Raw genomic sequence first — 24,891 nt, forward strand, 5'->3', positions numbered from 1 at the left:
GTGCTGATGAAGGCGGTGCTTACACAAGAAAGCCGGCGGGGAAGGGGTCGGTCGGGTCGAGAAGATATTGTGCCGTGCCGGTGATCCAGGCGCGGCCGGTCACCGTCGGCAGCACCGCGGGTACGAACCCTGTTTCCGGGCTGCCGACCTCCGCGGTGTCGATGAGGCGGCCGGTGAAGGTGCTGCCGATGAAGGACTCGTTGACGAAGTCCTGATGCAGCGCGAGTTCGCCGCGCGCGTGCAGCTGCGCCATCCGGGCCGCGGTGCCGGTGCCGCACGGGGAGCGGTCGAACCAGCCGGGGTGGATCGCCATCGCGTGCCGCGAGTGCGCGGCCGTGGATCCGGGCGCGAGCAGGTGCACGTGATGGCAGCCGGTGATGGTCGGATCGGTCGGGTGCACCGGAGGCTGCTCCTCGTTGATGGCGTGCATCAGCGCCAGTCCTGCGGCCAGGATCTCGTTCTTCGCGGCCCGGTCGAATGGCAGGCCGAACTGCTCAAGCGGCAGGATCGCGTAGAAGTTTCCGCCGTAGGCGAGGTCGTAGGTGACCGTGCGGCCGTCCGGGAGCAGGGCCTTGCGATCCAGTCCGACCGCGAACGAGGGCACCATGTGCAGCGTCACGGCCTCTGCGGCGCCGTCGCGCACCGCGACCTCGGCGGTGACCAGGCCGGCCGGAGTGTCCAGCCGGATCCTGGTGACCGGTTCGGTGACCGGCACCATGCCGGTCTCCACCAAGACCGTCGCGACGCCGATCGTGCCGTGCCCGCACATCGGCAGGCAGCCGGAGACCTCGATGAACAGCACGCCGTAGTCGGCGTCCGGGCGGGTCGGCGGCTGCAGGATCGCACCGCTCATCGCCGCGTGCCCGCGGGGCTCGAACATCAGCAGGGTACGAAGATCGTCGAGGTGTTGCATGAAGTGCGTGCGGCGCTCGGACATCGTCGCGCCCTGGATGACGCCCACGCCGCCGGTGATCACGCGCGTCGGCATGCCCTCGGTGTGCGAGTCGACCGCGTGCAGGACCAGTTTGCTGCGCATGGCCTCAGGACCCTTCTGCTGTCGCTCGCTCTGTACCCGCACCGGTCATCTCAGCCCCGCGGCCAGCGCCTTCTCGGTGGCGGCCCGCACCGCGGCTTCCTGCTCCGGCGCAAGCGGCACCCGCGGCGGCCGGCACGCTCCGCCGTGGCGGCCCGCCAGGTCCATCGAGAGCTTGATCGCCTGGACGAACTCGGTGCGCGAATCCCAGCGCAGCAGCGGATGCAGCTGCCGGTAGAGCGGCAGCGCGGTCGTCAGATCACCGCCGGCCGCGGCGCGGAAGAGCTCGACGGTCGAGTGCGGCAGGGCATTGGGATACCCGGCGACCCAGCCCTTGGCCCCGGCGATCGCCAGCTCGAGCAGCACGTCGTCGGCGCCGATCAGCAGGTCGAGCTCCGGTGCCAGCTCGGCGATCTGGTAGGCGCGGCGAACGTCGCCGCTGAACTCCTTGACCGCGCGGATGCTGCCGTCGGCGTGCAGCGCGGCGAGCAGCTCGGGGGTCAGGTCGACCTTGGTGTCGTGCGGGTTGTTGTACGCGATGATCGGCAGCCCGACCTCGGCGACGGCCGCGTAGTGCGCTCGCACGGCGCGCTCCTCGGCGCGATATGCGTTCGGCGGAAGCAGCATGACCGCCTGCGCGCCTGCTTCGGCGGCCTGCTCGGCCCAGCGGCGCGCCTCGATGCTGCCGTAAGCCGCGACGCCTGGGATCACCCGTGCACCGCCGGCGGCCGAGACCGCGACCTGCACGACGCGTGCCCGTTCCTCGGCGGTGAGCGTCTGGTACTCACCGAGCGAGCCGTTCGGCACGACGGCGTCGCAGCCTTCCTCGATCAGCCAGGCGCAGTGCGCGGCGTAGGCGTCGTAGTCGACGCTCAGGTCATCGCGCAGCGGCAGCGCGGTCGCCACGAGCACGCCGTGCCACGGACGGCGGGTACCAGCGTCAGTCATTGTTGCTCTCCTCCTTGCCCTGCCGGATCCGGCGCCGGCAGATCCAGCCCCGCCAGCACACCGAGCGGAACCGGTCGGGCGAACGGTCGTTGCTTGGTCACGGACGCGGCGGCCTCATGCCCGCCACCGCAGTGTTCTGCGACGAGTCCGGCGACTGCCGGTCCGCACACGCGGCCCTGGCACCAGCCCATCCCCGCGCGGGTCAGCAGCTTGACGGTCCGCAGGTCGGTCGCGCCGTACTCGTTGAGCGCGCCGCGGATCGCCCCCGCCTCCACCTCTTCGCAGCGGCAGACGACGGTGTCCGCGGTCACCTGTTCGGTCCACGCGGCTTGTGGCGTATACACGGCATCGACGGCTGCGAAGAACGCGCCGAGCCGACGGCGCTTCTGCTCGGCGTGCGTCCACGCCGGGGAGCGCGCGTGATCCTCGTCCTGCCAAGCGCGCTGCGGACCCTGCGACCAGGCGGCTATCGACCGTCCCGCGATCTCACCCTCGACCAGCGAGAGCGCCGCGCCACCGATCCCGGTCGTCTCACCGGCCGCCCACAGTCCCGGCACGCTCGTGCGCTGCTCCGAGTCCACCCAGACCGCCGGGACGAAGTCGCCCTCGGTGCGCGCGCCGAGCGTCAGCGCGAGATCCAGGTGCGGAAGCAGGCCGTGGCCGATCGCGAGGCTGTCACAGGCAATGCGCGTCTCAGAGCCCGGACGCACTCGGCCGCCGGCATCGAGCGCCGCGACGGTCACCGCTTCGACTCGCCCTTCGCCGTGTGCGGCGATGACCGCGTGGCCGTACTTGATCGGAATGCGGTGCGCGGCCAGGCGCGCGCCGTAGCCCGCGGCCTCGGCGAGCTTGTCCGGATGCGCCGCAAGCGTCGGCGCGAGCCGGGCGAGGGCCCGGCTGCCGGTCGATTCGATCAGAGCCTTGACCTGCGCCCCAACGTCGGCGAGCCCGGCGGCCACCGGAAGCAGCAGCGGACCGGTGCCCGCGACCACGACCTCCCGGCCCGGCAGCACGAGCGAGCCTTTCAACATCGCCTGCGCGCCTCCGGCGGTGACCACGCCGGGCAGTGTCCAGCCGGGGAATGGCAGCACCCGCTCATAGGCGCCGGTCGCGAGCAGGAGCGCGTCGGCTTCCAGGACGACCGAGCGTTGCTGCTCGGGGCCGACCAGCGCGTGCACCCGGTACAGCGCGGCGACCCGCTCGGCGATCCACACGTGATGATCGGCCAGAAGACGGATTCGACCGCCCGCGATATGCCGATCGAAGCGTGACTTGAGCCCGCGCCAGCTGCGCCAGCCGTGATGCAGCCGCTGCGGTGCGCGAGCACGCAACCGCGCGGCCGGTTGCCGGTAGAACTGGCCACCGGCGGAGGGACCGGAGTCGATCACCGTCGCGGTCACCCCGGCGTCCGCGGCAGCCACCGCCGCAGCCAGGCCGGCCGGACCGGCGCCGACGATCGCGAGCCGCGGAGCCTTGTCGGACTTGGTCGCAGTGCCGCTCATGTCTCACCGACGTCGTGCCCGGTACCTGCCTGCGTAGTGACCACGTCGCCGGGATTCGCCGGCACCAAGCACGCACGCTGATTCGGCCGGCCGTTCACGGTCGCCAGGCAGTCGAAGCAGACCCCGATGCCGCAGAACACGCCGCGCGGCTCGCCTTCCGTGCGCGTCCGCCGCCACGACATGATCCCGGCTCGCCACAGCGCCGCGGCGATCGTCTGACCCGGTAGCGCCTCGATCTCCCGGCCGTCGACGCGCAGCGCGAACGCGGGTTCCGGCCGCGCCGCGATCAACTGCTGCGGCGTGCGTGGCGTATCCGTTGCCTCATTTCGGCGCCGAATCAGCATGCTTCCGCCTCCACACTCGCCGCCGCCCCCGAGAAGCGGTCGGGCCGGAACGGCGTCAGGTCCAGGGCCGGAGTCGAACCGGCCAGCACCTGCGCGACGAGCTGCCCGGTCGCCGGGGCCAAGCCGATCCCGGCGCCCTCGTGACCGCAGGCGTGTACGAGCCCTGGCGCACGCGGATCCGGGCCGATCGCCGGCAGATGGTCCGGCAGATACGGACGGAATCCGACATAAGCCCGCATCACGTTCGCCGACGCCAGCACCGGAAAGAGCCCGATCGCCTGCGCCGCGAGCCGCCGCAGCACCGGCAGCGAGACCTCGCGGTCGAAACCCACGCGCTCGCGACTCGCGCCGATCAGGACCGGCCCTGACGCGGTGCCCTCGACGACGGGCGAGGTTTGCAGCGCCGCCGAATCGCTGGCGACGTCGGCGACGTAGTCGGCCGCGTAGACCTTGTGCCTGACGATTCGCGGCAAGGGCTCGGTCACGAGGATGAATCCTCGGCGCGGCAGGACCGGCAAGGTGACCCGCGCGAGGGCCGCGACTTCCGCGCCCCACACTCCGGCCGCGTTAACGACCGCTGGAGCGTGGATCTCTCCGTGGCTCGTCTTGACGCCGCGTACCGCACCGCCGGGTGTGTGAAGCAGATGCGTGACGGTCTCGCGCGTGCGCAACCGTGCCCCCGCACCGCTTGCCGCCCGAATCAGATACGCGGCCGCGAGAGCCGGCTGCACCTGTGCGTCCTGCGGATAGAACACGCCGCCGGCCAGTCCCGAGGCGAGATGCGGTTCCAGCTCACCCAGGCCGTCTGCCGCGATCGGCTCCGCCTCGACCCCACATTGGCGCTGCCCGTCGGCGAAGGAGCTCAGCGCGTCAAGGCTCTTCTCGTCCTGCGCGACGACGAGCCCGCCCTTCGGCTCGTACTCGACCGCCGGGGCAAAGGGTTCGGCCGCCAGCTCCCGCCACAAGCGCGTGGAGAGCAGGGCCAGGTCGAGTTCCGGGCCCGGGGGCTTGTCCGAGACCAGGATGTTGCCCTCGCCGGCCCCCGTCGTGCCTCCCGCCACCGAGCCGCGGTCCACCACGATCACGTCCAGTCCGGCCCGCGCGGCGTAGTACGCGCAGGCCGCGCCGACCATGCCGGCGCCGATGATCACGACGTCACAGATCGCATTGCGGGCCACGCCAGTACAATGTCACATGTTATCGATTTCGCCAATGCCCGGGCCCGCTTGACCTATGGTCCGCATTTGGTCGGCGTTTGGTCCGGATCGGCGTCACACGCTGCGACGTCGGCGATGATCCTGCAGAGGCTCTTCCGACGGGGTTGGCGCCGCCGGTGCAGCAGGGGGCATCGGCGACGCCCACCTATTGCCGCGCCCACCTATTGCTGCATCAGCGCGGCCAGCGCGGTATTGAGCTCGGCGACCATCCAGTGTTCGCCGAGCGCTTCGAACAGCCGGCTCGCTTCGCGCAGCCTGGCCGCGGCCTCCTGCGGCTGCCCCAGGTCCCGGTAGACCTCGGCGAGGTCACGCAGCGCGTTCGCCTCTTCGTGCACGTCACCGGTCTCGGCGAAGCCCCGCACCGACTCGGCGACGTACCCCAGCGCCTCCTGCGGCCGGCTGAGCCTGGCCAGCGCGGTGCCGATCCCGTTGACCGCGCGCGAGATGCCGCGCTGGTCCTTCAGCTCGCGGAACACTTCGAGAGCGGTGGTCTGCGAGCGCAGCGCCTCGTCGAACTGGCCGAGCCGCGCGTAAGAGTTGCCCAGGTTGGACAGGCACAGCGCCTGCCCCCATGCGTCCTCGAGCTCCTCGAACAGGGCCAGCGACTGGAGCCCGACCGTGATCGCCTCGTGAATGCGGTCGGCGTCGGCGTGCGTCGCGGCCAGGTTGCCGAGCACCTTGGCCTCTCCCGTGCGCCAACCGGCCTCCCGCATGAGCACGATCGCCCGCTCGTAGAAGTCGACCGCCTCGTCGAAGCGCCGCATCGGCCGGTACGCGCTGCCCAGGTTGCACAGCACCTTGCCCTCGGCCTCCAGATCGCCCAACTGGTGCGCGCACTCGGCGGCCGACTTGTGGGTCGCGATCCAGTCCCCGTAGTGGTTGCGCCGGTCGAAGAACGGGAACATCGCCGTCGGCAGCTTCCAGCCCTGCTCGAACAGGTCGAACTGCTGGGCCTGCAGGGAGACCGCGGTGAGGTTCTGTCGCTCCAGCTCGCACCAGGCCAGCGCGGCCTGCTCATCGGCGAACCGCTGCGCGGGCACGACGAGGCGTGCCGGCGGCGGCTCAAGCGGCGGCAGATGCGGGTCGAGCGTGACCCGCGCGATGCACGCGCTGTGCACATACCAGTCGACCAGCCCGGTGATCGCGGTCGCGCGTTCCTGCACCGAGTCCTCGACCAACGCGCGCTCGTGGGCGAACAGCCGCAGCAGGTCGTGCAGGCGGAAGCGACCCGGCGTGTGCTCCTCGGCCAGGTTCGAATCGGTCAGCCTGGCGAGCGCGGCTGTGCACTCCTCCGAGCCCAAGCCGCTCAGCGACGCGCACGCCGCCAGCGGCAGATCCGGGCCGTCATGCAGGCCCAGCAACCGGAACAGCCGCTGCGCGGGCGAGGGAAGGGTCTGATACGACCAGCCGAACACGGTGCGGATCGCTGCCGTCTCGTCGTCCTCGACCGACAGCTCGCTGAGCCGATTCGAGGCCACGCTGAGCACGGCGACCGCGTCCGTGACGGTCATCGTCTCGTCGCCGGCGATCCGTTCGGCCGCGATACGCAGCGACAGCGGGTGACGAGCGCACAGTTCGGCCAAGGCTGCGGTAGCGCCCGGTTCGGCGACCGCACGCGCACCGATGGTGCGACGCAGCAACCGGATCGCATCACGCAGAGTCAGCGTCTCCAAGGAGATCCGCTGTACGCCCTCACGCACCGCGAGGCCGGAAAGACGGGAACGGCTGGTGATCAGCACCCGGCAATGCGGGGACGCGGGAAGCAGCGGCCTTATCTGCTCGGTGTCGCGCGCATTGTCCAGCAGTACCAGCATCCTGCGGTCCGTCATCAGCGTGCGGTACAGCACCGTGCGTGCGTCGAGCGAGGCCGGCATCCGCTCCTCCGGCACGCCGAGCGCGGTAAGGAAGCGGCCGATGGCGTCCTCGGGGGAGACGGGATGGCCGGAGGGATGGAAGCCCTGCAGGTCTATGTAGAGCTCGCCGTCGGGGAAGCTATCGCGGGCCTGGTGCGCCCAGTGCACGGCCAGGGTGGTCTTGCCGATCCCGCCCATCCCGTTGACCGCGCTGATCACGACCGGAACCGCGATGTCGCTCTCGCGCAGCAGCCGGTCCAGCCGCACCAGTTCCCCCGAGCGGCCGGTGAAGTGCTCGATCGAGGCGGGCAGCTGGCGCGGGGGCGGTGGGCTGGGGCTCGCGGCATCCGCCGGTCGGCCGGCAAGAGCGGCCTGAGCGGACGGTGTGGCTGCGGCAGCAGGCTGATCTGATGAGACGCCCGCGCTCGCCTCAGGGCCCGCAGCGGCGTGTGGCATGCCCGTGGGCACTGTCTTCGCGGCAGCCTGCTCCAGAAGCGCCTGACTGGCCTCCCAGGCGGCGCGCTCGGCCAGGGCCTGCTCCCGCATTCGTGTGAGCGTTCCCGGAGCGAGGTTGAAGAACCGCTCGTAGGCCTCGATGACCGCTTCGGGCGGGATCCGGCGGCCGGCTTCGTAGTCGACGATCGCGCTGTGCGACCCGAGGTGCAGCGGCTGGAGCAGATCGCGTTGAGCCAAGCCGCGGCCGCGCCGCAGTCGGCGCAGGACGGTGCCGAGCGCGGTCACAGCCGGCTCGGAAGGTGGTATGGCCGCCGGAGTCATCGGGCGATCTCCCCAGTTCTGTCCGTGCTCGCCCGCCGCCCGGCAACGGGCTCTTGAGTAAGAAGCCGATATTACACGCCCCGCAGGCGCCCACTCCTGCCACATAAGTTTCGAACGCTCGGCGACGCGTGCCCGCAGGCATGATCGCCGATCCGGCGCGGCGGCAAAACCGCTGTCTCGGAGAGCGGACGCGGTACGCCGCCCGGCCAGCGCACTGCGGTGAGTGGAAGCGGTTCGGGGTCGTGGCGCTGTCGGTGCCCGGCGCGATGATGGAAACATGCGGATCGCGGTGACCATGGACGCCGCCGAGCCCGGGGACCCCGGCCTGTCCGGGTGGATCCAGGTCTTGGCCGACGACGGCGTGCGCGCGCATCCGCCGCAGCGGGCCGAGGACTTGCCCGCGCTGGTCGCTGAGCGTGAGCGCGCGGACGCGCCGCGCTGGGTGTGGGCGACGACGGAGACGGATTATCCGCGCCTGTTACGCGCCGGGGTTCGCGTCGAGCGCTGCCACGACATCGCACTGACCGAGGCGCTGCTGCTCGGCCTCGTAGGGCGTTTCGGCCAGCCGCGCTCCCTCGCCGCGGCGTGGGCGCGGCTGCACGGCTTGCCGGTCCCGGACGATCCGAAGCCGGTCGGCCCCGAGGAGCAGACGGCGCTGTTCGGGCCCGGCCTGTTCGCCGCCGCGACCGGAGCGCAGCCCGATTCGTTGCGGGAACTGGAGATGCTGGTCGAGGTCCACGCCGACCAGCTACGCCGCATCGCCGCGAGCAACGCTGCGGGGCGGGACGGCGCGGCCCCCCGGGAGAGCGCGGCAGGCCGTGAGAGCGCTTTGGGTCGGGATAGCGTGCACGGTCAAGCCGGAGGGCGTCGCGGCGGCGCTCCCGCAGTGCTCGGCGGTGCAGCAGGCGGCCCTCCCGCGGCAGTCGTCGCCCCAGCACGCGGCGGGCCAAGTGCAACGCATCCCGGCGGCTTAGCCTCAGCCGCCGTGTCGGCCGCGCCGTCCGCTCCTCCCGTGCCATCCACCCCTTCCGCACTCTCCACTCTCGTCGCCGCCGAGTCCGCCGGGGGCCTGGTCGCCGCCGAGATCGCGGCGAGCGGAGTGCCGTGGCGCGTCGAGGCGCACGACGCCGTGCTCAGCGAACTGCTCGGGCCGCGGCCGTTCGGCGATGCGCTCCCCGCCAAGCTGGCCGACCTCGGCACCCGCGTCGGCGCCGCCTTCGGGTACCCGCCCGGCCGGTTCAACCCTGATTCCCCTAACCAAGTCCTTCGAGCCCTGAGGCACGCCGGGTTCTCCGTGCAGTCCACCCGCGCCTGGGAATTGCGCCGCATCGAGCATCCCGGCATCGAGCTGCTCCTGGAGTACAAGGAACTGTCCCGGCTGCACGCCGCCCACGGCTGGGCCTGGCAGGACGCCTGGGTCAAGGGCGGCAGGTATCGGCCCGAGTACGTCGTCGGGGGAGTGGTGTCCGGACGCTGGGCCACTCGCAACAGCGGCGCGTTGCAGATCCCGCGGATCATGCGCCGCGCGGTGGTCGCGGACGAGGGTTGGTCCCTGGTGGTCGCGGACGCGGGGCAACTCGAGCCGCGGGTGCTCGCCGCGGTCTCCGGGGACGGGGGACTGGCCCGCGCCGCTGCCGAGGGTGATCTGTACGCCGCGCTCGCCGCGGAGGCCTTCGACGGCGACCGCGCGGCCGCGAAGCTCGCGCTGCTCGGCGCGATGTATGGGCAGACCAGCGGCGGCATCGGACCGCTGCTCGCCGTGCTGCGCAAGCGCTTCCCGCTCGCGATGGCCTACGTCGAGGACGCGGCGAGGACGGGGGAGCGCGGCGGCGTCGTCTATTCGCGGCTCGGCCGGGCCTGCCCGCCGCCCTCCTCACGCTGGCGAAGCCTCGTCACGGGCATGCCGGGCAGCGCGGAAGGCGAAGGCGCGGCCGGAGCTGGCGGCGTCGACGCCGGCCAGGATCCGAGCGGCGCGGACCCGTTCACGGACGGCTCGGAGGAGAGCGGCGAGGGAGGTGATCCGGCGCGCAGGTCAGGGCAGGCCGCACGCAGCCGCGGCCGGTTCACCAGGAACTTCGTGATCCAGGCCAGTGCCGCGGACTGGGCTCTGGTGTGGCTCGCGGTGCTGCGGCGCAGGCTTTCCGAACTCGCGCAGCAATCCCCTCCACAATCCCTCCCGCGCGCGGATCGCCGAACAGACCGCCGCGCGGTGGCGGCCGATCGCGCCGCGGCCCTGTTCGCCGAGGCGCCACATCTGGTCTTCTTCGTTCACGACGAGGTGGTCGTGCACACGCCGACCGAGCTCGCTGAGCAGGCGGCCCGCGCGGTGACCGAGGCCGGGGACGAGGCCCGCCGCGTCGTGTTCGGCCCGACCCCGGTGCGCTTCCCGCTGGCCACCGCGATCGTCGACTGCTACGCGGACGCGAAGTGATGCCGGCTGGGGCGGCCGGGCAGCGGATCGATCGCGGCGCGGCTACGCCTGCTGCTCGGGCGGCAGCGACCGCAGGACGCAGAACTCGTTGCCCTCGGGGTCGGCCATGACAACCCAGCTGACCTCGTCGCCCTGTCCGATCGAGGCCCGCCGCGCGCCCAGCGAGATCAACCGCTCCACCTCGGCGTCCTGATCCTCCGGCCGCAGGTCGAGGTGAAGCCGGTTCTTGCCGGGCGTGGGATCGGGCACCCGCAGGAACAGCAGATCCGGCGCGACGCCGTCCTGCGGGCTGCCGGCCGGCGGCTCGAGCACGATCTCGTCGGGCTCCTCATGCGTACGACGCCAGCCGAGCGCTTCCTGCCAAAAGGCCGCGACGGCGAAGGGGTCCAGGCAGTCGATATCTATGCACTGAATGCGTAGGGTCACCGGGTCATCCTGTGGGCGGGCCCGGCGCCGGTCAATCGGGATTTCGCGCCGCCGGCTCGGGACTGCGCACTGTCGGTGGTCGCGGGTAGTGTCTCGATCATGACTGATCTACGGGTGTTGCATCGGCGGGCGTTGCAGGTCAGTGTGGACGTCGTCAACCGGGTCACGCCGGACCGCCTGGGGCTGCCCACCCCGTGCGCCGAGTGGGACCTCGGCCAGCTGATCGCGCACATGATCGGCCAGAACCTCGGCTTCGCGGCGGCCGCGCGCGGGGAGCGCAACGGCGTGGAGGCCTTCGCGCCGGCCCCGATAACCGACGACCCCTGTGGTCGGCACGCCGACAGCGCCACGCGGCTCGCCGAGGCTTTCGCGATACCGGGCTTCGAGCAGCGCGAGCTGTGGTTGGCGGAGATACGCGGCGGCGGGTTCTACCCCGCGCAGACCGCGGTGGGCTTCCACCTGGTCGACAGCGTCGCGCATGGCTGGGACGTGGCCAGGGCGCTCGACCTGCCGGTGTCCTTCGACGACGAGGTGCTGGAAGCGGCGCTCGTGATCTCGCTGGCGATACCGGACGGCCCGCCGCGGGAGCAGCCCGGCGCGCCGTTCCGGCCCGCTGTGCGCGTCGGCGGCGGGACGGATCTGTTCGGCCGAGTCCTCGCGCTGCTCGGCCGCTCGCCGGACTGGAAGCCGTAGCACGCGGGGGGAATGCAGCGGGGGTGAGCTGCCGCGCCGCCGTCCCGGGAGCTGACGGATCGGCAGGTGGCGCGGCGAGCGTGGCAGGGCTTTGCGTGATCCGCTGGACGTCAAGGTCATGAACGGGTCGGCGCAGGGGTATCAGGGTTCGTTATCAGTCCTCGCATTCCGGTCGCGCGGATTATTGACACGCGTCGATTGACTGCGCCATGGTGTTCCCGTCCACCCGGTGTGCCAGTGTTCTCATGAGCGTGGTTCGCCGCGGCGCCGCGACCCCGTGTCGCGGCTCGGCGGCTGCTCACGGGATCGGCGCGGCGCTTCGGGCGGGTGGCGCACTACGGGGATCACGAACGCACCGCGGCTACGGCCGAGGAAGAACGGGCCGGCCGAACCGAGGCAGACCCGTGAGCACGGCCGACGCCCACACGAAGGGACCGACCCGCCCGTGATCACCCTGGTACCGCTTTCCGGCTTCCTGGGCTCCGGCAAGACCACGACGCTGATCTCGGCGGCGATCGCCATGCAGCGCACCGGTCGACGGGTCGCCGTCGTCACCAACGACCCGGGCGCCGGCCTGGTCGACACCAATCTCGCCCGCGGCGGCCTCGACGAGGTCGCGGAGCTGGCCGGCGGCTGCCTGTGCCGCCGCCTGCCCGACCTCGCCGCGCTGCTCGCCGACGCCGACACGGCAAAGAAGGCCGACGTGGTGCTCGTCGAGGCGTCAGGCAGCTGCGCCGACCTGCGCAACACCGTGGTGCGCCCGCTGCGCGACCGGTACCGCGACCGGGTGACCGTCGCCCCGCTCACCGCGGTCGTCGACCCGCTGCGGCTGGCCGCCTTCACCAGGGCCGCGGAGCGCTGCGAACCGGAGCCGGACCTCGGCTACCTGTTCGGCCGCCAGCTCGTCGAGGCCGAGCTGCTGGCGATCAACAAGACCGACTTGATCGGCGACGAGCGCACCGCGAAGCTCGAAGCCAGGCTCGCCGCCGACTACCCGACGTCGGCCGTGCTGTCGTACAGCGCCACGACCGGCGCGGGGCTCGAAGCGCTCGTGCGGTTCTGGACGCGGCCGAACCCCGCCGCGAACGAGCACCCGAACAACGAGCCCGGCGTACCCGCCGGACTTGGCCCGCACGCGGACGTGCGCGCGGTGCGCGGGGAGCCGAAGCTCGACTTCACCCGGTACGCCGACGCCGAGTCGCAGGTCGCCTGGCTGAACGAGGCCTTCCGGGTCACCGCGTCCGGACCGGCCTTCGACGCGCTGGCCTGGGGCCGGACGGTGCTGCGGTACCTGTCCGACTGGAGCGCGGCGGCGGGCTACTACATCGGACACATCAAGCTCGCGGTGCGCACTCCGGCGGGCCTGGCCAAGCTCAGCGTGACGGACACCGGCGCGCCGCCGCTGGCCGACCGGGCGCCCGCGCGGCCGGTCGAGTACGGATACGCCACGCTCAACGCCAGAGTCGTCTGCCCGCCGTCAACCCTCGACGACGCCGTACGCGAGGCGATCGCGGCGGCCGACAAAGCGCACCGGGCGACATCGCACGGCGCGCGTCCCTCCTCCTTCCGCAGCGCGCACCGGCGGCATCAACCGCAACGGCTGGCGGCGACCGGCTGACCGGCACGCGGCGCGTGATCCGCCCACCCGGCCCCGATCACGGCGCGCACGCCCCAACCAACCGTCGCATCGGAACGCATCGGAACGTCAACCGAAGTGGGCTATATGGACTGAAACAGGGCACCCTGAACGCGGCGCGCGGGCCTCGTCGGCGAATTCGTCAGACCTCTGAGTCGGATGGCCGATAAGCGCACGCGCTGCGTCCCCGATCCACTACAGTCGGTTTGCAGCCGAGTGCGGTCGGCGGCAGTCACGGCGGGTCCGGCGCGTGCGGTGTCCGGATCCGTCGACGGTGCGACGAGTTCCTCCCTTCCGAAACCCTCCGTGTCGTGCGACGCCGAAAGCCACTATCCGATGCCTGTTTCCCTCAGCCGCAGTGCCTTGATCGACCGGAGCACCGCCGTGACCTACGCGGCGTGGTTCAAGGCCCTTTCCGACCCGACCCGCGTGCAGATCCTCAACCTGCTCGCCGCGGCGCACGGTCCGCTGAGCGTCGGCGAGATCGTCGAGCACGCGGAGGTCGGCCAGCCCACGGTCTCGCACCACCTCAAGATCCTCGCCGACATGCGGCTCGTGCTGCGCCGCAGGGACGGAACCAACGTGCTGTACTCGGTCGACCAAGCGGCGCTGGACTCCTGCCCGAGCGCCGCGGACGCGGTCTGCGGCCGGCTCAGCGCTCGTCCGGCCCGACCAGGCCCTCCCCTTCATCCTTGAGCCAGGTCAGGTTCAACTCCTGCGCGCTGTGCGCCACCATGCGCCGCAGCAGCACCGACTCCGGTCCCACGCCCAGCGCCTCGGCCAGCGCCGCCTGAGCCGCGGCCACGTGCGGACGAGCGCCACAGGCGGCCCGCAGGTGCAGCGAACGGCGCAGCAGGTCGAGCCCGGCGTCGCGGTCCTGCTCCAGCAGGTAAAAGCCCTGGTGCCGCACCACGTACGACTCCAGCAGCGGATCGCCCTCCTCCAACGCGGTCGCCAGCGCGCGACGGTAGACCGCCTGCGCGCCGTCCCGGTCCAGGCGCAGGTTCTCCAGGGACACCCCGAGCCAGAACGCCGCCCAGCCCGGCGCGATCCGCCCGTCCAGCCGTTCGAACTCCGCGACCGGGTCCGGCCCGATGAACGGGTCGCTCGACTTGGTCAGTTGCCGCCAGTATTCGAGCACGGCGATCAGGAACGCGGCGGTGGCCGGCGCCGGCCCGGCGATCCGCGCGATCGCGCCGCGCGCCTCGTCAGCCGGATCGAGGCACCATGTGTGCCGGTCCACCATGATCTCCGCGCGCAGCACCGCGCCGTCCTCGCTCTGTGGCGTCAGCCGCAGCGCACCGTCCCAGTCCCCGGCGCGCTGCAGCCGCCGCGCCACGGCCAGCTGCGGATCGGCGTAGTACATACTGTCGCTCTTCATGAAGCCCGATTCTGTCTGAAGCCCGCCGCCCAGGCGCCGAGTTTGCCTGGACATGACACACCCGCCAACAAGTCCAATACCGGCGGTGCACAAATGTGGATCAGATCACTGTGACCCGCTGCCCGGCCGTCAACTCCAGCAGCCAAGATTGCGGCTCGCCCGACTGGTCTCGCCAGTGCAGCTCGACCCGGGTGCCGGTCTGCGCCTCGATCACGACGGCCGTCGGCGTGCCCTGAGACCAGGTCAGCTCGGCGATGGTCACCGCGCCGCGGGCCCGCAGCCCGGTCACGCGGCCGTCCGGCCACTGCGGCGGCAGCGCGGGCAGCAGCTCGACGATCGGGACGCCGCCCTCCACTGCGTGGCTTTGCACGAGCAGTTCCGTGATCGCGGCGGTCACGCCGAAGTTGCCGTCGATCTGGAACGGCGGATGGGCGCAGAGCAGCGAGCGGTACACGCCGCCACCGGACCACGTATCCCCGTCGGTCGCGTTCTCGTCCTGGTTCTCGCTCTCAGCCCCGCCCTCGCCTTCGGCGCCTGAATCAGACCGCTGAGGGATGATCGGATGCAGGTACCGGTCGAGCAGCCGATGCGCGGCGTCACCGTCGCCGAGCCGCGCCCACAGCGCGACCTTCCACACGAGCGACCAACCGGTGCCCGCGTCGCCGCGCTCCTCCAGCGAACGCCTGGCCGCCTCGCGCAGAACCGGATCCGCCGCCACGACGCTGCCGGGGAACAGGCCGACGAGGTGCGACACGTGCCGGTGATGCGGGTCCACCTCCGTGCGCTCGGCCGACCATTCCAGCAGCTGGCCGCGCGAGCCGACCCGCAGCGGCGCCAGCCGTTCCAGCGCCGACCGCACCTCGGCGATCGTCGCGGTGTCCTGCCCCGTCAGCGGCACCCCGACCGCCAGCACCTCCTCGGCGCCCTCCAGCACGAAGCCGAACAGCTCCCGGGCCAGGGTCAGGTCCATCGCGCAACCCTGATCCACGCTCGCCGGGCCCTCCGGGGTGGCGAACTGGTTCTCCGGGCTGGTGCAGGGAGACGTCACAAGGCGTCCCTCGCCGTCCTCGACGAGCAGGTCGAGCACGAAGCGCGCCGCGTCCAGCGCGACCGGCATCGCGACCGCGGCCAGGAAGGCCAGGTCGCGGCCGAAGCGCCAGCGCTCGGCCAGGTGCGTGCAGAGCCAGGCTCCCGCCATGGGCCACTGCGACCACATCGGGTCGCCCTGACCGCCGCCGACCGGCACGGCGAGCCGCCACAGGTCCGTGTTGTGGTGGCACGTCCAGCCGCGCGCGCCGTAGATCTTCTGTGCGACCGGGCGCCCGGCCTCGGACAAGTCCGCGACCAGGCGCAGCAGCGGCTCGTGGCACTCCGGCAGCGCGGTGGTCTCCGCTGGCCAGTAGTTCATCTCCGCGTTGATGTTGACCGTGTACTCGCAGTTCCACGGCGGTGTCAGTTCGGCGTTCCAGACCCCTTGTAACGTCGCGGCCTGCGTGCCGGGACGCGAGGAGGCGAGCAGAAGGTACCGACCGAGTGCGAATGCGAGTACTGAGAGGTGTTCGTCCCGCTCGCCTGCCGCCCGCCGAGCCAGCCGCTCGTCGGTCGGAAGATCCGGTACATCGCCCGGGAGATCCAGGACGACCCGGTCCATCAGGGCACGATGTTCGGCCACGTGCGCCGCGCGGATCTTCTCCCAACCGTCCGCGCGGGCGCTGTGCAGGTCCCGGGCCGCCTCAGCCAAGCACTGCTCGCTGTCGCGCGTCGGCGCCGTCTCCCAGCCCGCGAAACCCGTGCGGATCGCCACATACGCCGTCACCGCACGCGCGCCCCGCACCGCGATACGCGGCTGGCCTGTTGAGCCCGATTCCGCCGGCCCTTCAGCGCGCCGCTCGACGCGGACGAGTCCGCCGTCCTGCGTCTCAGCGCCCTGGTTCTCGACACCGTCGGCCTCGACCTGCAAGAGCGCGGCAGCGCGGATCGATTGCTGATCGTCGTCCTCGTCGACAACCCCGTCGGTGCGCGGCCAGGGCACGATGTGCCGTGGCGCGGCGAGCAGCAGCGCCAGCGACGCCTGGTCGCCTTCCTCCTCGCCCTTTTCGTCATCTTCCACGGCGCGCACCTCGGCCCGGTGCTGCGGCGTCGCAAGGCTCAGATTCACCTGGAGTCCGTCCGGATCGTCGGTCTCCAGGTGCACCGCGATCACGTCGTACTGCGCGCTCGCCAGCACCTGCTGGCGGATGCGGCGCCCATCCCCGCCCCACTCCACCGAACTCACTCCGTCACGCAAGCTCAGCGACCGCCGATACGTACCCGCGCCACCCCCGGCGCCCTGCGCGGATCCGTCGCCCGAAGCGCCGACGAACTCGATGAGCAGGTCGCCGATCGGCTGTAACGCCTCGGCGTCAGCACCCTGCGTCGCGCGCGACGCCTCGCCGGCCGCGACGTGCCGCCCCGCGCGCACGTGCTCGCGGACCTCGGCGATCAACTCCGGCGCGACCTCGGGGATCGAGGTGTCCGCCGGACCTGACCAGAACGTGTCCTCGTTGAGATTGATCCGCTCGATCGGTCGCGTGCCGTGGATCATCGCGCCCAGCCTGCCGTTGCCGACGGGCAGCGCCTCGGCCCAGATCTCGGCCGGCCGGGTGTAGCGCAGTTCGAGCGGGACATCCGGGTTCGAAGTCACGTGTTCACCATTCACAGGGTTCGAGCTTGTCGGTGGTACTGCGGACCCCGCACTAACCGAGATCGCGCCGCTCAATCGCGCCGTCCGGGCCCGCCACTGGATCGTGGCCCTGCGGACTCGGCCGGCTCGTCAGTCCAGCCGGGCCGCCCACCGCAGCCCACCCGCCAGGTGCGCGCGAAAGGCCGGATCGGCGTACGCGGCCTCGGCGTGGCCGAGCGAGGTGTAGAAGGACCTGCCGCCGCAGTTCTCGTGGCACCAGGCCAACGGGTGGTCCGGGCCCATCGCCCCGCCCTCGTAGCCGCGCTCGTCGACCGAGGCGAGCACGCGCACCGTCCCGCGGGGATTCGACGCGAACTCGTACCACTCGTCGCTGAACGACCACTGCGCGGGCAGGTGCTCCGTGGCCGGGTGCCGCTGGTCCTCGACCGTCACCGTCGCGGGCTGGAAGTCCGGGTGCCGGGTGAACCGGGCGCCGACCAGGTCGCCGAAGAAGTCCCAGCCCGGCTCGGTGCCCGCGGCGAGGTGCACTCCAACGAACCCGCCGCCCTCGCGCACCCAGGCGCCGAAAGCCGAGCGCCCCGCGTCGGTGAGCACATCACCGCTGGTCGACAGGAAGACCACCACGCGGTAATCGGCCAGCGCTTCCGGCGTGAACGCCTCGGGCGCCTCGGTGGCATCGACCCCGAGGCCCACGTCCCGGCCCAGTTCCTCGAGTGCCGCCACGCCCGCCGGGATCGAATCGTGCCGGAACTGGGCCGTGCGGGTGTACACCAGTGCGCGATGCATCGGCCCACCCTAGCGCGGCTCGTCGCCGGTCACACGTCCGTGGCGTGGCGTATGCGAGGATTCCTCATGTGGGTGATCACGAAGGTCGCGGGCACGTCTCCGAACGGGAGATCGGCGAGAAGCGCGCGCCCTTGTGGGTCGTGGCCGGAGCGCCCGGCGCCGGCAAGTCGACGGTCGCCGCCCTGCTGGCCGACCGGCTCGACCCGCATCCCGCGCTGCTCGACAAGGACACCGTCTACGGACCCTTCGTCGCCGCGCTGCTGGCGGCGGCCGGACGGGAACCCGGGGAACGCGAAGGCGACTGGTACGACCGCAACATCAAGGCGCACGAGTATCAGGGTCTTACGGACACGACTCGGGAGATCCGCGCGTTCGGCTGCCCGGTGCTGCTCGTCGCGCCGTTCACCGGCCAGATCCGCGACCCGGCCCGGTGGACGGACTGGTGCGTTCAGCTCGGCGGGGGAGAGGTGCACCTGGTGTGGGTGTCCTGCGATCCCGAAGTCCTGCGCCAACGCCTGATGACCCGGGCCAGCGAACGCGACGGTGCCAAGCTCGCGGCATACACGCAGTTCATCGAGCGCATGCGTCCTGACCAACCGCCTCCCGTCCCACACTTCGCGATCTACAATACGAGTGATCGACTTGGGCAATCGCCGCCTGCGTCCCTCGTCGAGCAGGTCGAACAGCTGGCACGGAAAGCGAACGGAGCGCGCGAGTGATCACGGTCGCGCAGGTCAGCGATATTCACATCGGTACCTCCGAGCGCAATGAGGCTCGCGCGCGGCGGCTTTTCGCGCACCTGGCCGAGCTTCCGCGCCCGGTCGACGCGGTCGTCATCACCGGCGACATCGCGGACCACGGCGCGCCGGAGGAGTACGAGAAGATCAGGGCCCTGATCGCGACGCTGCCGTACCCGGTGTTCACCTGCCCCGGCAACCACGATGAGCGCGGCGCCTATGTCAAGGTGCTGCTCGGGGAGGAGCGGGAGGGCGCGGAGCAAGGGCCGGTCAATCGGGTGCACTCGGCGGGTGGCGCCGTCTTCGCCCTCTGCGACTCGGTCATCCCCGGCAAGCCCGGCGGCTACCTCGCCGACGAGACGCTGCAGTGGCTGGACCGGGTACTCGCCGACGCCCCGGACGACGCCCCGGTGTTCGTGTGCTTCCGTCACCCTCCGGTGCTGGTGCACGCGCCGTACCTCGACGGCATGCGGCAAACCGGCGGCGAGCGGCTCGCGGCGGTCCTCGGCCGGCACCACGACGTCGTCGCGATCCTCACCGGGCACGCGCACACTCCGGCCGCCACGACCTTCGCCGGACTGCCGCTGCTGATCGCGCCCTCGGTGATCTCGACCCTCACCCTGCCCTGGGACGGCGAGGGCCTGATCGACGAAGAGGCGCCGGCCGCGCTCGCCTACCACGTCCTGGATGACGACCGCCGGCTCATCACGCACTTCCGCGTCGTGCTCTGAAGCAGGGGTTATCGCAGGCTGCTGACTACTTGATTGTCCGGCTCGGCCTGCTCCCGCACGGTGAGCACCGCCTGGGAGGGCGAGCCTGACACGCGCAGCAGGTAACGCAGGCCGGGCCAGCCGATCACCGTCACCGCCGCCGGCGGGGCCAGAGCTCTGTCAGCGCGCATTGCCTCGCTCACGATCGCGACCTCCCGGGCGGCCGGCGCGACGGTCGCCGTGGTCACCACCGAGTGCGCCGACTCGACGAGACGCTTCGCCGCGGCCAGGGCATGCGGAAGGATCGTCGAACTCGAACCCGGCTGTCCGAGCACCACGCCGAAAAGCCGCCGCGTGGCACCGTCCGGCCCGGCCGGCACGTCGGCCGCGAACATCAGGCAGCCGCCGGCCGCCATCGTGGAACCGGTCTTGATCCCCACGACTCCGTCCCGGCCGAGCAGCGTGTTGTAGTTGTGAATCGACCCGGCGACCGGGATCACCGCGCTCTTCTCCGCGACCAGCTCGGCGAAGGCCGGGATGCGCATCACCTTCTGCGCGAGCAGCAGTTGGTCCAGCGCGGTGGAGACCGTGCCCCGGTCCAGACCGGAGGGGTCGGTGTACCTCGAATGGGCCATCCCGAGCCGCACGGCCGTCCGGTTGATCCGGGTCAGGAAGGCCGGAACGCTTCCGGCGTCCCAGCGCGCGAGGATCTGTGCGACGTTGTCGGCCGAGGCGAGCAGCAATGCCTGGAGCGCCTGCCGCTCGGTGAGCCGCTCGCCGGATTTGACCGGCACGAGCGACTGGCCCTGCGCGTACTGCCAGCCATACGCCGCAGCCTCCGTGTGCTCAATGGTCAGCGTCGGACCGGAGGCGCCGGGGGAGAGCGGGTGATCGGTGAGGATCTGATAGGCGGTCAGCACCTTGGCGACGCTCGCGATCGGCACGGCGGTGGTCGCTGGTCCGGACGTGCCGAGCCGGCCGAGCCCGTCGAAGGCGAGGGCGGCCTGTCCGGACGCGGGCCAGGCGATCGCCGGCGGCGTGCCCGGGAAGGTGTACGACGCGGGGATCTCCTGCACGACCTTGGGCGTGAGCACCGGGGCGGCGAAGACCGCTCCGACACCGCCGCCGACGCCCGCGACCAGGCCGAACGTCAGCCACAACGTGACGCGCACCCATCGGCGGCGACGGCGCGTCGCCGTCGCGGCACGCGCCCCGAACCGGCGGCCACCGGCGGCGGGGAGGGCGGTTGCGCGGTCCGGGGCCCAGTGCGTGCGTCGTCTTCCCACATGATCAAAATATGCTGAATGGGTGCTTTGCCCTGCCCTGGCACGCGGGACATTACTCCAGGCGGAGTCGTTCGCGCAGGCAGTGCGGCAGGATGAGCGCGGTCGCCGCTCAGTCCCCGAGGGCCGCGCGCAACCGGTCCAGGAAGCGGGCGCCGGCCGGACCGGCGAACCAGGCGGTGTGGTCGACGAAGTAGCGGTACGCCAGTTCGGCGTTCTGCGCGGAGCCGGTCACGTCGCGGAAGTAGTCGATCTCGCTGAGGGCGTAGTCGGCATGGCACAGCGCGAGCAGGTCGGGCAGCGCGGCGCGTTCGGACTCCGTCAGCTTCCTGATCTCCTGGTAGCCGTCGACGAGGGCGAGCGCCGCGTCAGGATGCACCGCACCCTCGCCCTTCGCGTCCAGTGCGATCCACTCGACCGCGTTGCGCTCGATGGCCGTGGCCAGGTCGTGTACGGCGAAGGCCCGATCGCAGAGGCCGAAGTCGAGCACCGTGGAGACGTGCACTGTGGAGACCCGCACTGTAGAGCCGGACACTGTGGACGCCGGCGTCGAGCGCCACAGCAGGTTGGAGGCGTGGAAGTCGTTGTGCGTCCAGAGCGGATCCAGTGCGGCGAGCTGCGACCGCAGCCGCTCGTGATGCGGCAGGTGCCAGCGCTCGACGTCCTCGCGCCAGGACCGTGCCGACAGGTCCTCGGCCAGCGCCGGACGCACCGCAGCATACTGATCGACGGCGGCGATCGGATCATCGCCGGCGAAGATCGCGAAACCGGCGGTCAGCTGACGCGGGGCGCGGGGCGGCGCGGCGTACCCGCGCGCTGCCTCATGCAGCTCGGCCAAGGCGCGCCCGGCCGCGTGCGCGTGGCTGGGCTGCGTGAACGGCGACCACGAGATCGCCTCCCGGTACAGGTCCTCTCCGTCGCCGACCGAGTGAACCTCGTACGTCCACTCGCCGACCGCGACCGCGGTGCCCCCCTCGTCGTCGGTCATCACGTCCACCACGGCCGCGCCGCCGCGCCGAAGATGCGCGAGAAAGGCGTGCTCCTCGTGCAGCCCGTCGAGGGAGCGCACGCGCCGATGGTGCCGCTTGACGAACACCGATCCGCCGCGCGCGGTCTCGACCAGTCCCGCGGCCGACAGCGGACGCGGCGAGCGCCAGGTCAGCGCGCGGGCACCGGCCGCCTGCGGATACCGGCGCAGCACGGCGTCTACTTCGGTGAGAGTGAGCGGCGGCCAGTCGGGTGCGACGCTCTCGGTGCCCATCCCGTGCACGAGGTGCGACATCAGGGCACGTCCGAAGTCGTGCCGAGCGCGCCGAGGACCTGCTGCTCCAGCCGGGCGAACTCCGGCAGCAGGAACGTCTGCGCGGTGCGCGGACGCGGCAGGTCCACGGGAATGCGGGCGGCGAGCGTGGCCGGGCGCGAGGTGAGTACGTGCACTGAGTCGGAGAGGAAGACCGCTTCCCGGATGTCGTGCGTCACCAGCAGCACCGTCCACGCGTGCCGCTGCCACATCTGTGCCAGCCAGAGCTGCATCTGGGTGCGGGTGAGCGAGTCGAGCGCGCCGAACGGCTCGTCGAGCAACAGCACCGAACGCTGCATTGCGACGGTCCGAAGCAGCGCCGCCCGCTGCCGCATGCCGCCGGACAGCTGCGCGGGGTACGAGCGCTCGAAGCCGTCGAGCCCGAACTCCCCGAACAGCGGCCGGACCGCGGCGCGCGCCGCCTTCTTCGCCGTGCCCTGTACTTCCAGGCCGAGCGCGGCGTTGTCCTCGATCGTCCGCCACGGGAACAGCAGGTCCTTCTGCGGCATGTACGCGACCTGATCGCTGTGCCCGGTGGCCGCGTGTCCGTCGATGAAGACAGTTCCCTGCGACGGCCGGTCGAGCCCGGCGACGATGTTGAAGAGGGTCGACTTGCCGCTTCCGCTCGGGCCGATGACCGCGGTGAACTCGCCCGGCCGTACCGCCAGATCCAGGCCGTCGAGCACGCGCAGCGGCTCCTGGCCCGACCGGGGGAACTCGTGGGCGAGCCCGCGTACTTCGAGCCGGTACCCGCCGCCGGCGTTCACGGCCGGTCCCGGACCGCAGCGCGCGGTGCCTCGAACCGGCGCCAGGGCGTCACCAGCCGCTCCAGCGCGTACGTCGAGGCGAACAGCAGCACGCTGAGAAGCGCGATCACCAGGATCGTGGCGAAGACCAGGTCGATGCGGAAGTTCTGCTGCATCTGCTGCATGTAGATGCCCAGGCCGTTCTCCGCCCCGGCGTACTCGGCGAACACCGCGCCGCCGATCGCGTACGTGATCGAGACCCGCAGGCCGGTGAAGAAGAACGGCAGCGCCCCAGGCACCCGCACCTTCGCAAAGGACTGCCACCGGCTCGCTCCCATCGAGCGCAGCAGCCGCATCGCGTCCCCGTCCGCGGTGGCGAAGCCCTCCGCCAGCGAGGCGGTCAGCGGGAAGAAGGTGGCCAGCGCGACCAGCAGCACCTTCGGCAGCAGCTGGAACCCGAAGATCACCACGAACAGCGGGGCGATCGCGACGACCGGGATCGTCTGCGAGGCCACCAGCAGCGGATAAACCGCGCGGCGCGCCGCGTCGGAGAAGTCCATCGCGGTAGCGATCAGCCAGGACAGCGCGAAGGAAAGGCCGAAGCCGGTCGCGGTCTCCGTGAGCGTCGGAACCGCGTTGTGCCACAGATCGCCGCGCACCTGCCAGCCCGCCGAGACCACCTGCCACGCAGTGGGCAGCACCTGCGCGTCACGGATCGCGAACTGCGCGACCAGCTGCCAGCCGGCGATCAGCGCGACGGCGAGCAGCAGCGGCGGCCACAGCGTGCGCCACACCCGGCGACCGGTCACCGCAGCGGTCACGGGCTCTGGTCGGAAGCAGGCAGATACGCGTTCGTATACAGCGACGAGAGCTGCGGCTCCGCGGACAGCGACTTACCCGAGGCGTCGGCCAGGATCCCGTTGCCGTACAAGAAGTCGGTCAGCGCCTTCCAGCGCGCCTCGCTCTGCACCCCGATCTTGCCGTCAGGATCCTTGTAGTACTGCGCGGCCTCCAGCGCGGCGCTCTGATCCACCAGCTCGCGCTGCCCGCCGAGCACCGACCGGTTCGCCTGGATCAGCAGATTCGCCGCCTGCTGCGGCTGCGCGGCGGCGTACTGGTAGCCCTTGAGCGTCGCCGCGAGGAACCTGCGGGCGAGGTCCGCGTGCGCGCTGAGATATTGGTGCGAAGAGGCGATCAGCGCGGAGTAGATCGGCGGGAAGCCGTAGTCGGACACGTCGAAGGTGCGCAGCGGCTTGCCGACCAGCTTGGCCTGGATGACCTCCCAGGTCGGCTCGGGCAGCGCGAAGTCCGCCTGGCCCGCGTAGAGCGCCTGGTAAGCGTCTGTGTTGAGGGTCACATCCTTGAACGTGCCGGCGCCGCCCGCCTGCTTGATCACGTACTTGAGCATCGGCTGCTCGAGCGGCGAGCCATAGCCCGCGTACGTCTTGCCGTCCAGCTGCTTGGGGGAGGTGATCCCGCTGTTCGCCCGCACCCCGATCACCACGTCCGTCTTCTGCGTGATCGCGAAGACCGAGGTGATGTCGCCGCCGGTGGCCGCCGCCTCGGTGAGGCCGTCCTGGTAGGAGATGCCGAAGTCGGCCTTGTGCGTGGCGACCAGCGTTTCCGGCGCGGTGGAGCCGTAGGGCACCAGCTTCAGGTCGATCCCGGCGCTCTTGTAGTAGCCGAGCTGCTGGGCGACGAAGATGCCGGTGTGGTTGGTGTTCGGCGTCCAGTCCAGCGCCAGCGTGACCGTGCTCGTCGGCCCGGCGAAGCCGCCTGCGGAGCCGGACGAGGCCGAGGCCGAGGAGGACGAAGACGAGCAGGCCGCTACGGAACCGACGGCTGCCGCGAAGGCCAGCGTCACGGCGATGCGGCGGCGCGCCGCGCGGCGCCTGCCGGTGGCTTCACGTGCGGTGCGATGCCCGAGGTCCATGATCGATCATCATATCGCCAACGAAGTGCGGTTCCGTATAGCGGACCACTTCGGTCACCATGCGGACCCGCGCCGAACCAGGTGCCGCCTGAGCACGTTTCAACACACCGTATCGTGGGATTGAGCGCACCGGTTCGCATCGCGACGATGCGCGCAGAAGCAGTGGAGAAGAGGGGGAAAGAGGATATGGCTGCCGACAACGACAGTTCTGGAAATACCGCCGCCGGCAACAGCACGGCGGTGAGCGGTGCAGTGGCCGGCAACGGCGCGCCCCAGGCCGGTGCGGTCACCAACAGCATCGGCTGGATCGGCACCGGACGCATGGGCAGCGCCTTGGTGACGCGGCTGCTCGGCGCCGGCCAGCAGGTGGCGGTGTGCAACCGCACCCGCGTCAAGGCGGAGGAACTGGCGCCGCTCGGGGCGAAGGTGGTGGACACCCCGGCGGACCTGATCGACTGCCGCATCGTCTTCA

At 71.4% G+C, this 24,891-nt stretch carries 22 protein-coding genes; 7 read left to right on the forward strand and 15 right to left on the reverse strand.

Annotation, left to right across the window (positions count from 1 at the left end; translation table 11 throughout):
* Positions 1-19 precede the first annotated feature (19 nt).
* From VFB40_RS25230 to VFB40_RS25255, 6 genes are all read right to left on the reverse strand, one after another.
* A complete protein-coding gene (locus VFB40_RS25230) occupies positions 20-1,036 on the reverse strand; it encodes a proline racemase family protein (protein WP_324854890.1) in 1,017 nt (338 codons plus the stop codon).
* A 45-nt stretch (positions 1,037-1,081) separates the two neighbouring features.
* Complete coding sequence (locus VFB40_RS25235; RefSeq protein WP_324854891.1) at positions 1,082-1,981, reverse strand: dihydrodipicolinate synthase family protein; 900 nt, start codon at positions 1,979-1,981, stop codon at positions 1,082-1,084.
* Entirely contained in the window at positions 1,978-3,483 is a 1,506-nt protein-coding gene (locus VFB40_RS25240) for an FAD-dependent oxidoreductase (protein ID WP_324854893.1), read from the reverse strand. The genes VFB40_RS25235 and VFB40_RS25240 overlap by 4 nt, the downstream gene beginning before the upstream one ends.
* Positions 3,480-3,827, reverse strand: coding sequence for a (2Fe-2S)-binding protein (locus tag VFB40_RS25245; protein ID WP_324854895.1), 348 nt, complete (start codon positions 3,825-3,827; stop codon positions 3,480-3,482). The genes VFB40_RS25240 and VFB40_RS25245 overlap by 4 nt, the downstream gene beginning before the upstream one ends.
* Positions 3,821-5,005: an NAD(P)/FAD-dependent oxidoreductase gene (locus VFB40_RS25250; RefSeq protein WP_324854897.1), complete on the reverse strand. Its 1,185-nt coding sequence runs from the start codon at positions 5,003-5,005 to the stop codon at positions 3,821-3,823. Before VFB40_RS25250 ends, VFB40_RS25245 begins: the two co-directional genes overlap by 7 nt.
* Before the next feature lie 200 nt (positions 5,006-5,205).
* Positions 5,206-7,674: an ATP-binding protein gene (locus VFB40_RS25255; protein ID WP_324854899.1), complete on the reverse strand. Its 2,469-nt coding sequence runs from the start codon at positions 7,672-7,674 to the stop codon at positions 5,206-5,208.
* A gap of 277 nt (positions 7,675-7,951) precedes the next feature.
* Between VFB40_RS25255 and VFB40_RS25260 the strand changes: the two genes are divergently transcribed.
* Positions 7,952-10,105, forward strand: a complete 2,154-nt coding sequence (locus VFB40_RS25260; RefSeq protein ID WP_324854901.1) for a bifunctional 3'-5' exonuclease/DNA polymerase — start codon at positions 7,952-7,954, stop codon at positions 10,103-10,105.
* A gap of 42 nt (positions 10,106-10,147) precedes the next feature.
* Here VFB40_RS25260 and VFB40_RS25265 read toward each other — a convergent pair whose 3' ends face one another.
* Complete coding sequence (locus tag VFB40_RS25265; protein ID WP_324854903.1) at positions 10,148-10,531, reverse strand: VOC family protein; 384 nt, start codon at positions 10,529-10,531, stop codon at positions 10,148-10,150.
* A gap of 99 nt (positions 10,532-10,630) precedes the next feature.
* Between VFB40_RS25265 and VFB40_RS25270 the strand changes: the two genes are divergently transcribed.
* The 3 genes from VFB40_RS25270 (at position 10,631) to VFB40_RS25280 (ending at position 13,556) form a co-directional block, all read left to right on the forward strand.
* On the forward strand, positions 10,631-11,224 hold the full coding sequence (locus VFB40_RS25270) for a TIGR03086 family metal-binding protein (protein WP_324854905.1): 594 nt from the start codon (positions 10,631-10,633) through the stop codon (positions 11,222-11,224).
* A 445-nt stretch (positions 11,225-11,669) separates the two neighbouring features.
* Positions 11,670-12,842, forward strand: coding sequence for a GTP-binding protein (locus VFB40_RS25275; RefSeq protein ID WP_324854907.1), 1,173 nt, complete (start codon positions 11,670-11,672; stop codon positions 12,840-12,842).
* A gap of 402 nt (positions 12,843-13,244) precedes the next feature.
* Entirely contained in the window at positions 13,245-13,556 is a 312-nt protein-coding gene (locus VFB40_RS25280; protein WP_324854909.1) for an ArsR/SmtB family transcription factor, read from the forward strand.
* Here VFB40_RS25280 and VFB40_RS25285 read toward each other — a convergent pair.
* From VFB40_RS25285 to VFB40_RS25295, 3 genes are all read right to left on the reverse strand, one after another.
* Positions 13,513-14,241, reverse strand: coding sequence for a hypothetical protein (locus VFB40_RS25285; RefSeq protein ID WP_324854911.1), 729 nt, complete (start codon positions 14,239-14,241; stop codon positions 13,513-13,515). The two genes, VFB40_RS25280 and VFB40_RS25285, sit on opposite strands and share 44 nt — an antisense overlap.
* Before the next feature lie 100 nt (positions 14,242-14,341).
* Entirely contained in the window at positions 14,342-16,924 is a 2,583-nt protein-coding gene (locus VFB40_RS25290; protein WP_324854913.1) for a glycosyl hydrolase family 95 catalytic domain-containing protein, read from the reverse strand.
* Between the two features lie 129 nt (positions 16,925-17,053).
* Positions 17,054-17,710, reverse strand: coding sequence for a ThuA domain-containing protein (locus tag VFB40_RS25295; protein ID WP_324854915.1), 657 nt, complete (start codon positions 17,708-17,710; stop codon positions 17,054-17,056).
* Positions 17,711-17,778: 68 nt separating this feature from the next.
* Between VFB40_RS25295 and VFB40_RS25300 the strand changes: the two genes are divergently transcribed.
* A complete protein-coding gene (locus tag VFB40_RS25300; protein WP_324854917.1) occupies positions 17,779-18,429 on the forward strand; it encodes a P-loop nucleotide/nucleoside kinase family protein in 651 nt (216 codons plus the stop codon).
* Positions 18,429-19,178, forward strand: a complete 750-nt coding sequence (locus VFB40_RS25305) for a phosphodiesterase (RefSeq protein ID WP_527249213.1) — start codon at positions 18,429-18,431, stop codon at positions 19,176-19,178. The genes VFB40_RS25300 and VFB40_RS25305 overlap by 1 nt, the downstream gene beginning before the upstream one ends.
* A gap of 8 nt (positions 19,179-19,186) precedes the next feature.
* Here VFB40_RS25305 and VFB40_RS25310 read toward each other — a convergent pair whose 3' ends face one another.
* The 5 genes from VFB40_RS25310 to VFB40_RS25330 all read right to left on the reverse strand — a co-directional run bounded on the left by VFB40_RS25310 (position 19,187) and on the right by VFB40_RS25330 (position 24,419).
* The gene (locus VFB40_RS25310) at positions 19,187-20,443 is read right to left on the reverse strand and encodes a D-alanyl-D-alanine carboxypeptidase family protein (RefSeq protein ID WP_324854922.1); all 1,257 of its coding nucleotides are present in this window, start codon (positions 20,441-20,443) and stop codon (positions 19,187-19,189) included.
* 109 nt (positions 20,444-20,552) lie between these two features.
* Entirely contained in the window at positions 20,553-21,722 is a 1,170-nt protein-coding gene (locus VFB40_RS25315) for a phosphotransferase enzyme family protein (protein WP_324854924.1), read from the reverse strand.
* Positions 21,722-22,507, reverse strand: a complete 786-nt coding sequence (locus tag VFB40_RS25320) for an ABC transporter ATP-binding protein (RefSeq protein WP_324854926.1) — start codon at positions 22,505-22,507, stop codon at positions 21,722-21,724. Before VFB40_RS25320 ends, VFB40_RS25315 begins: the two co-directional genes overlap by 1 nt.
* A complete protein-coding gene (locus tag VFB40_RS25325; protein ID WP_324854929.1) occupies positions 22,504-23,307 on the reverse strand; it encodes an ABC transporter permease in 804 nt (267 codons plus the stop codon). The genes VFB40_RS25320 and VFB40_RS25325 overlap by 4 nt, the downstream gene beginning before the upstream one ends.
* The gene (locus tag VFB40_RS25330) at positions 23,304-24,419 is read right to left on the reverse strand and encodes an ABC transporter substrate-binding protein (RefSeq protein WP_324854931.1); all 1,116 of its coding nucleotides are present in this window, start codon (positions 24,417-24,419) and stop codon (positions 23,304-23,306) included. The genes VFB40_RS25325 and VFB40_RS25330 overlap by 4 nt, the downstream gene beginning before the upstream one ends.
* 114 nt (positions 24,420-24,533) lie before the next feature.
* On the opposite strand from VFB40_RS25330, the gene VFB40_RS25335 reads away from it, so the two are divergent.
* Positions 24,534-24,891: NAD(P)-binding domain-containing protein (locus tag VFB40_RS25335; protein ID WP_324854933.1), on the forward strand; the 358-nt coding region annotated here is incomplete at its 3' end.

The organism is Actinocrinis sp. (assembly GCF_035650855.1).
GTDB lineage: Bacteria > Actinomycetota > Actinomycetes > Streptomycetales > Catenulisporaceae > Actinocrinis.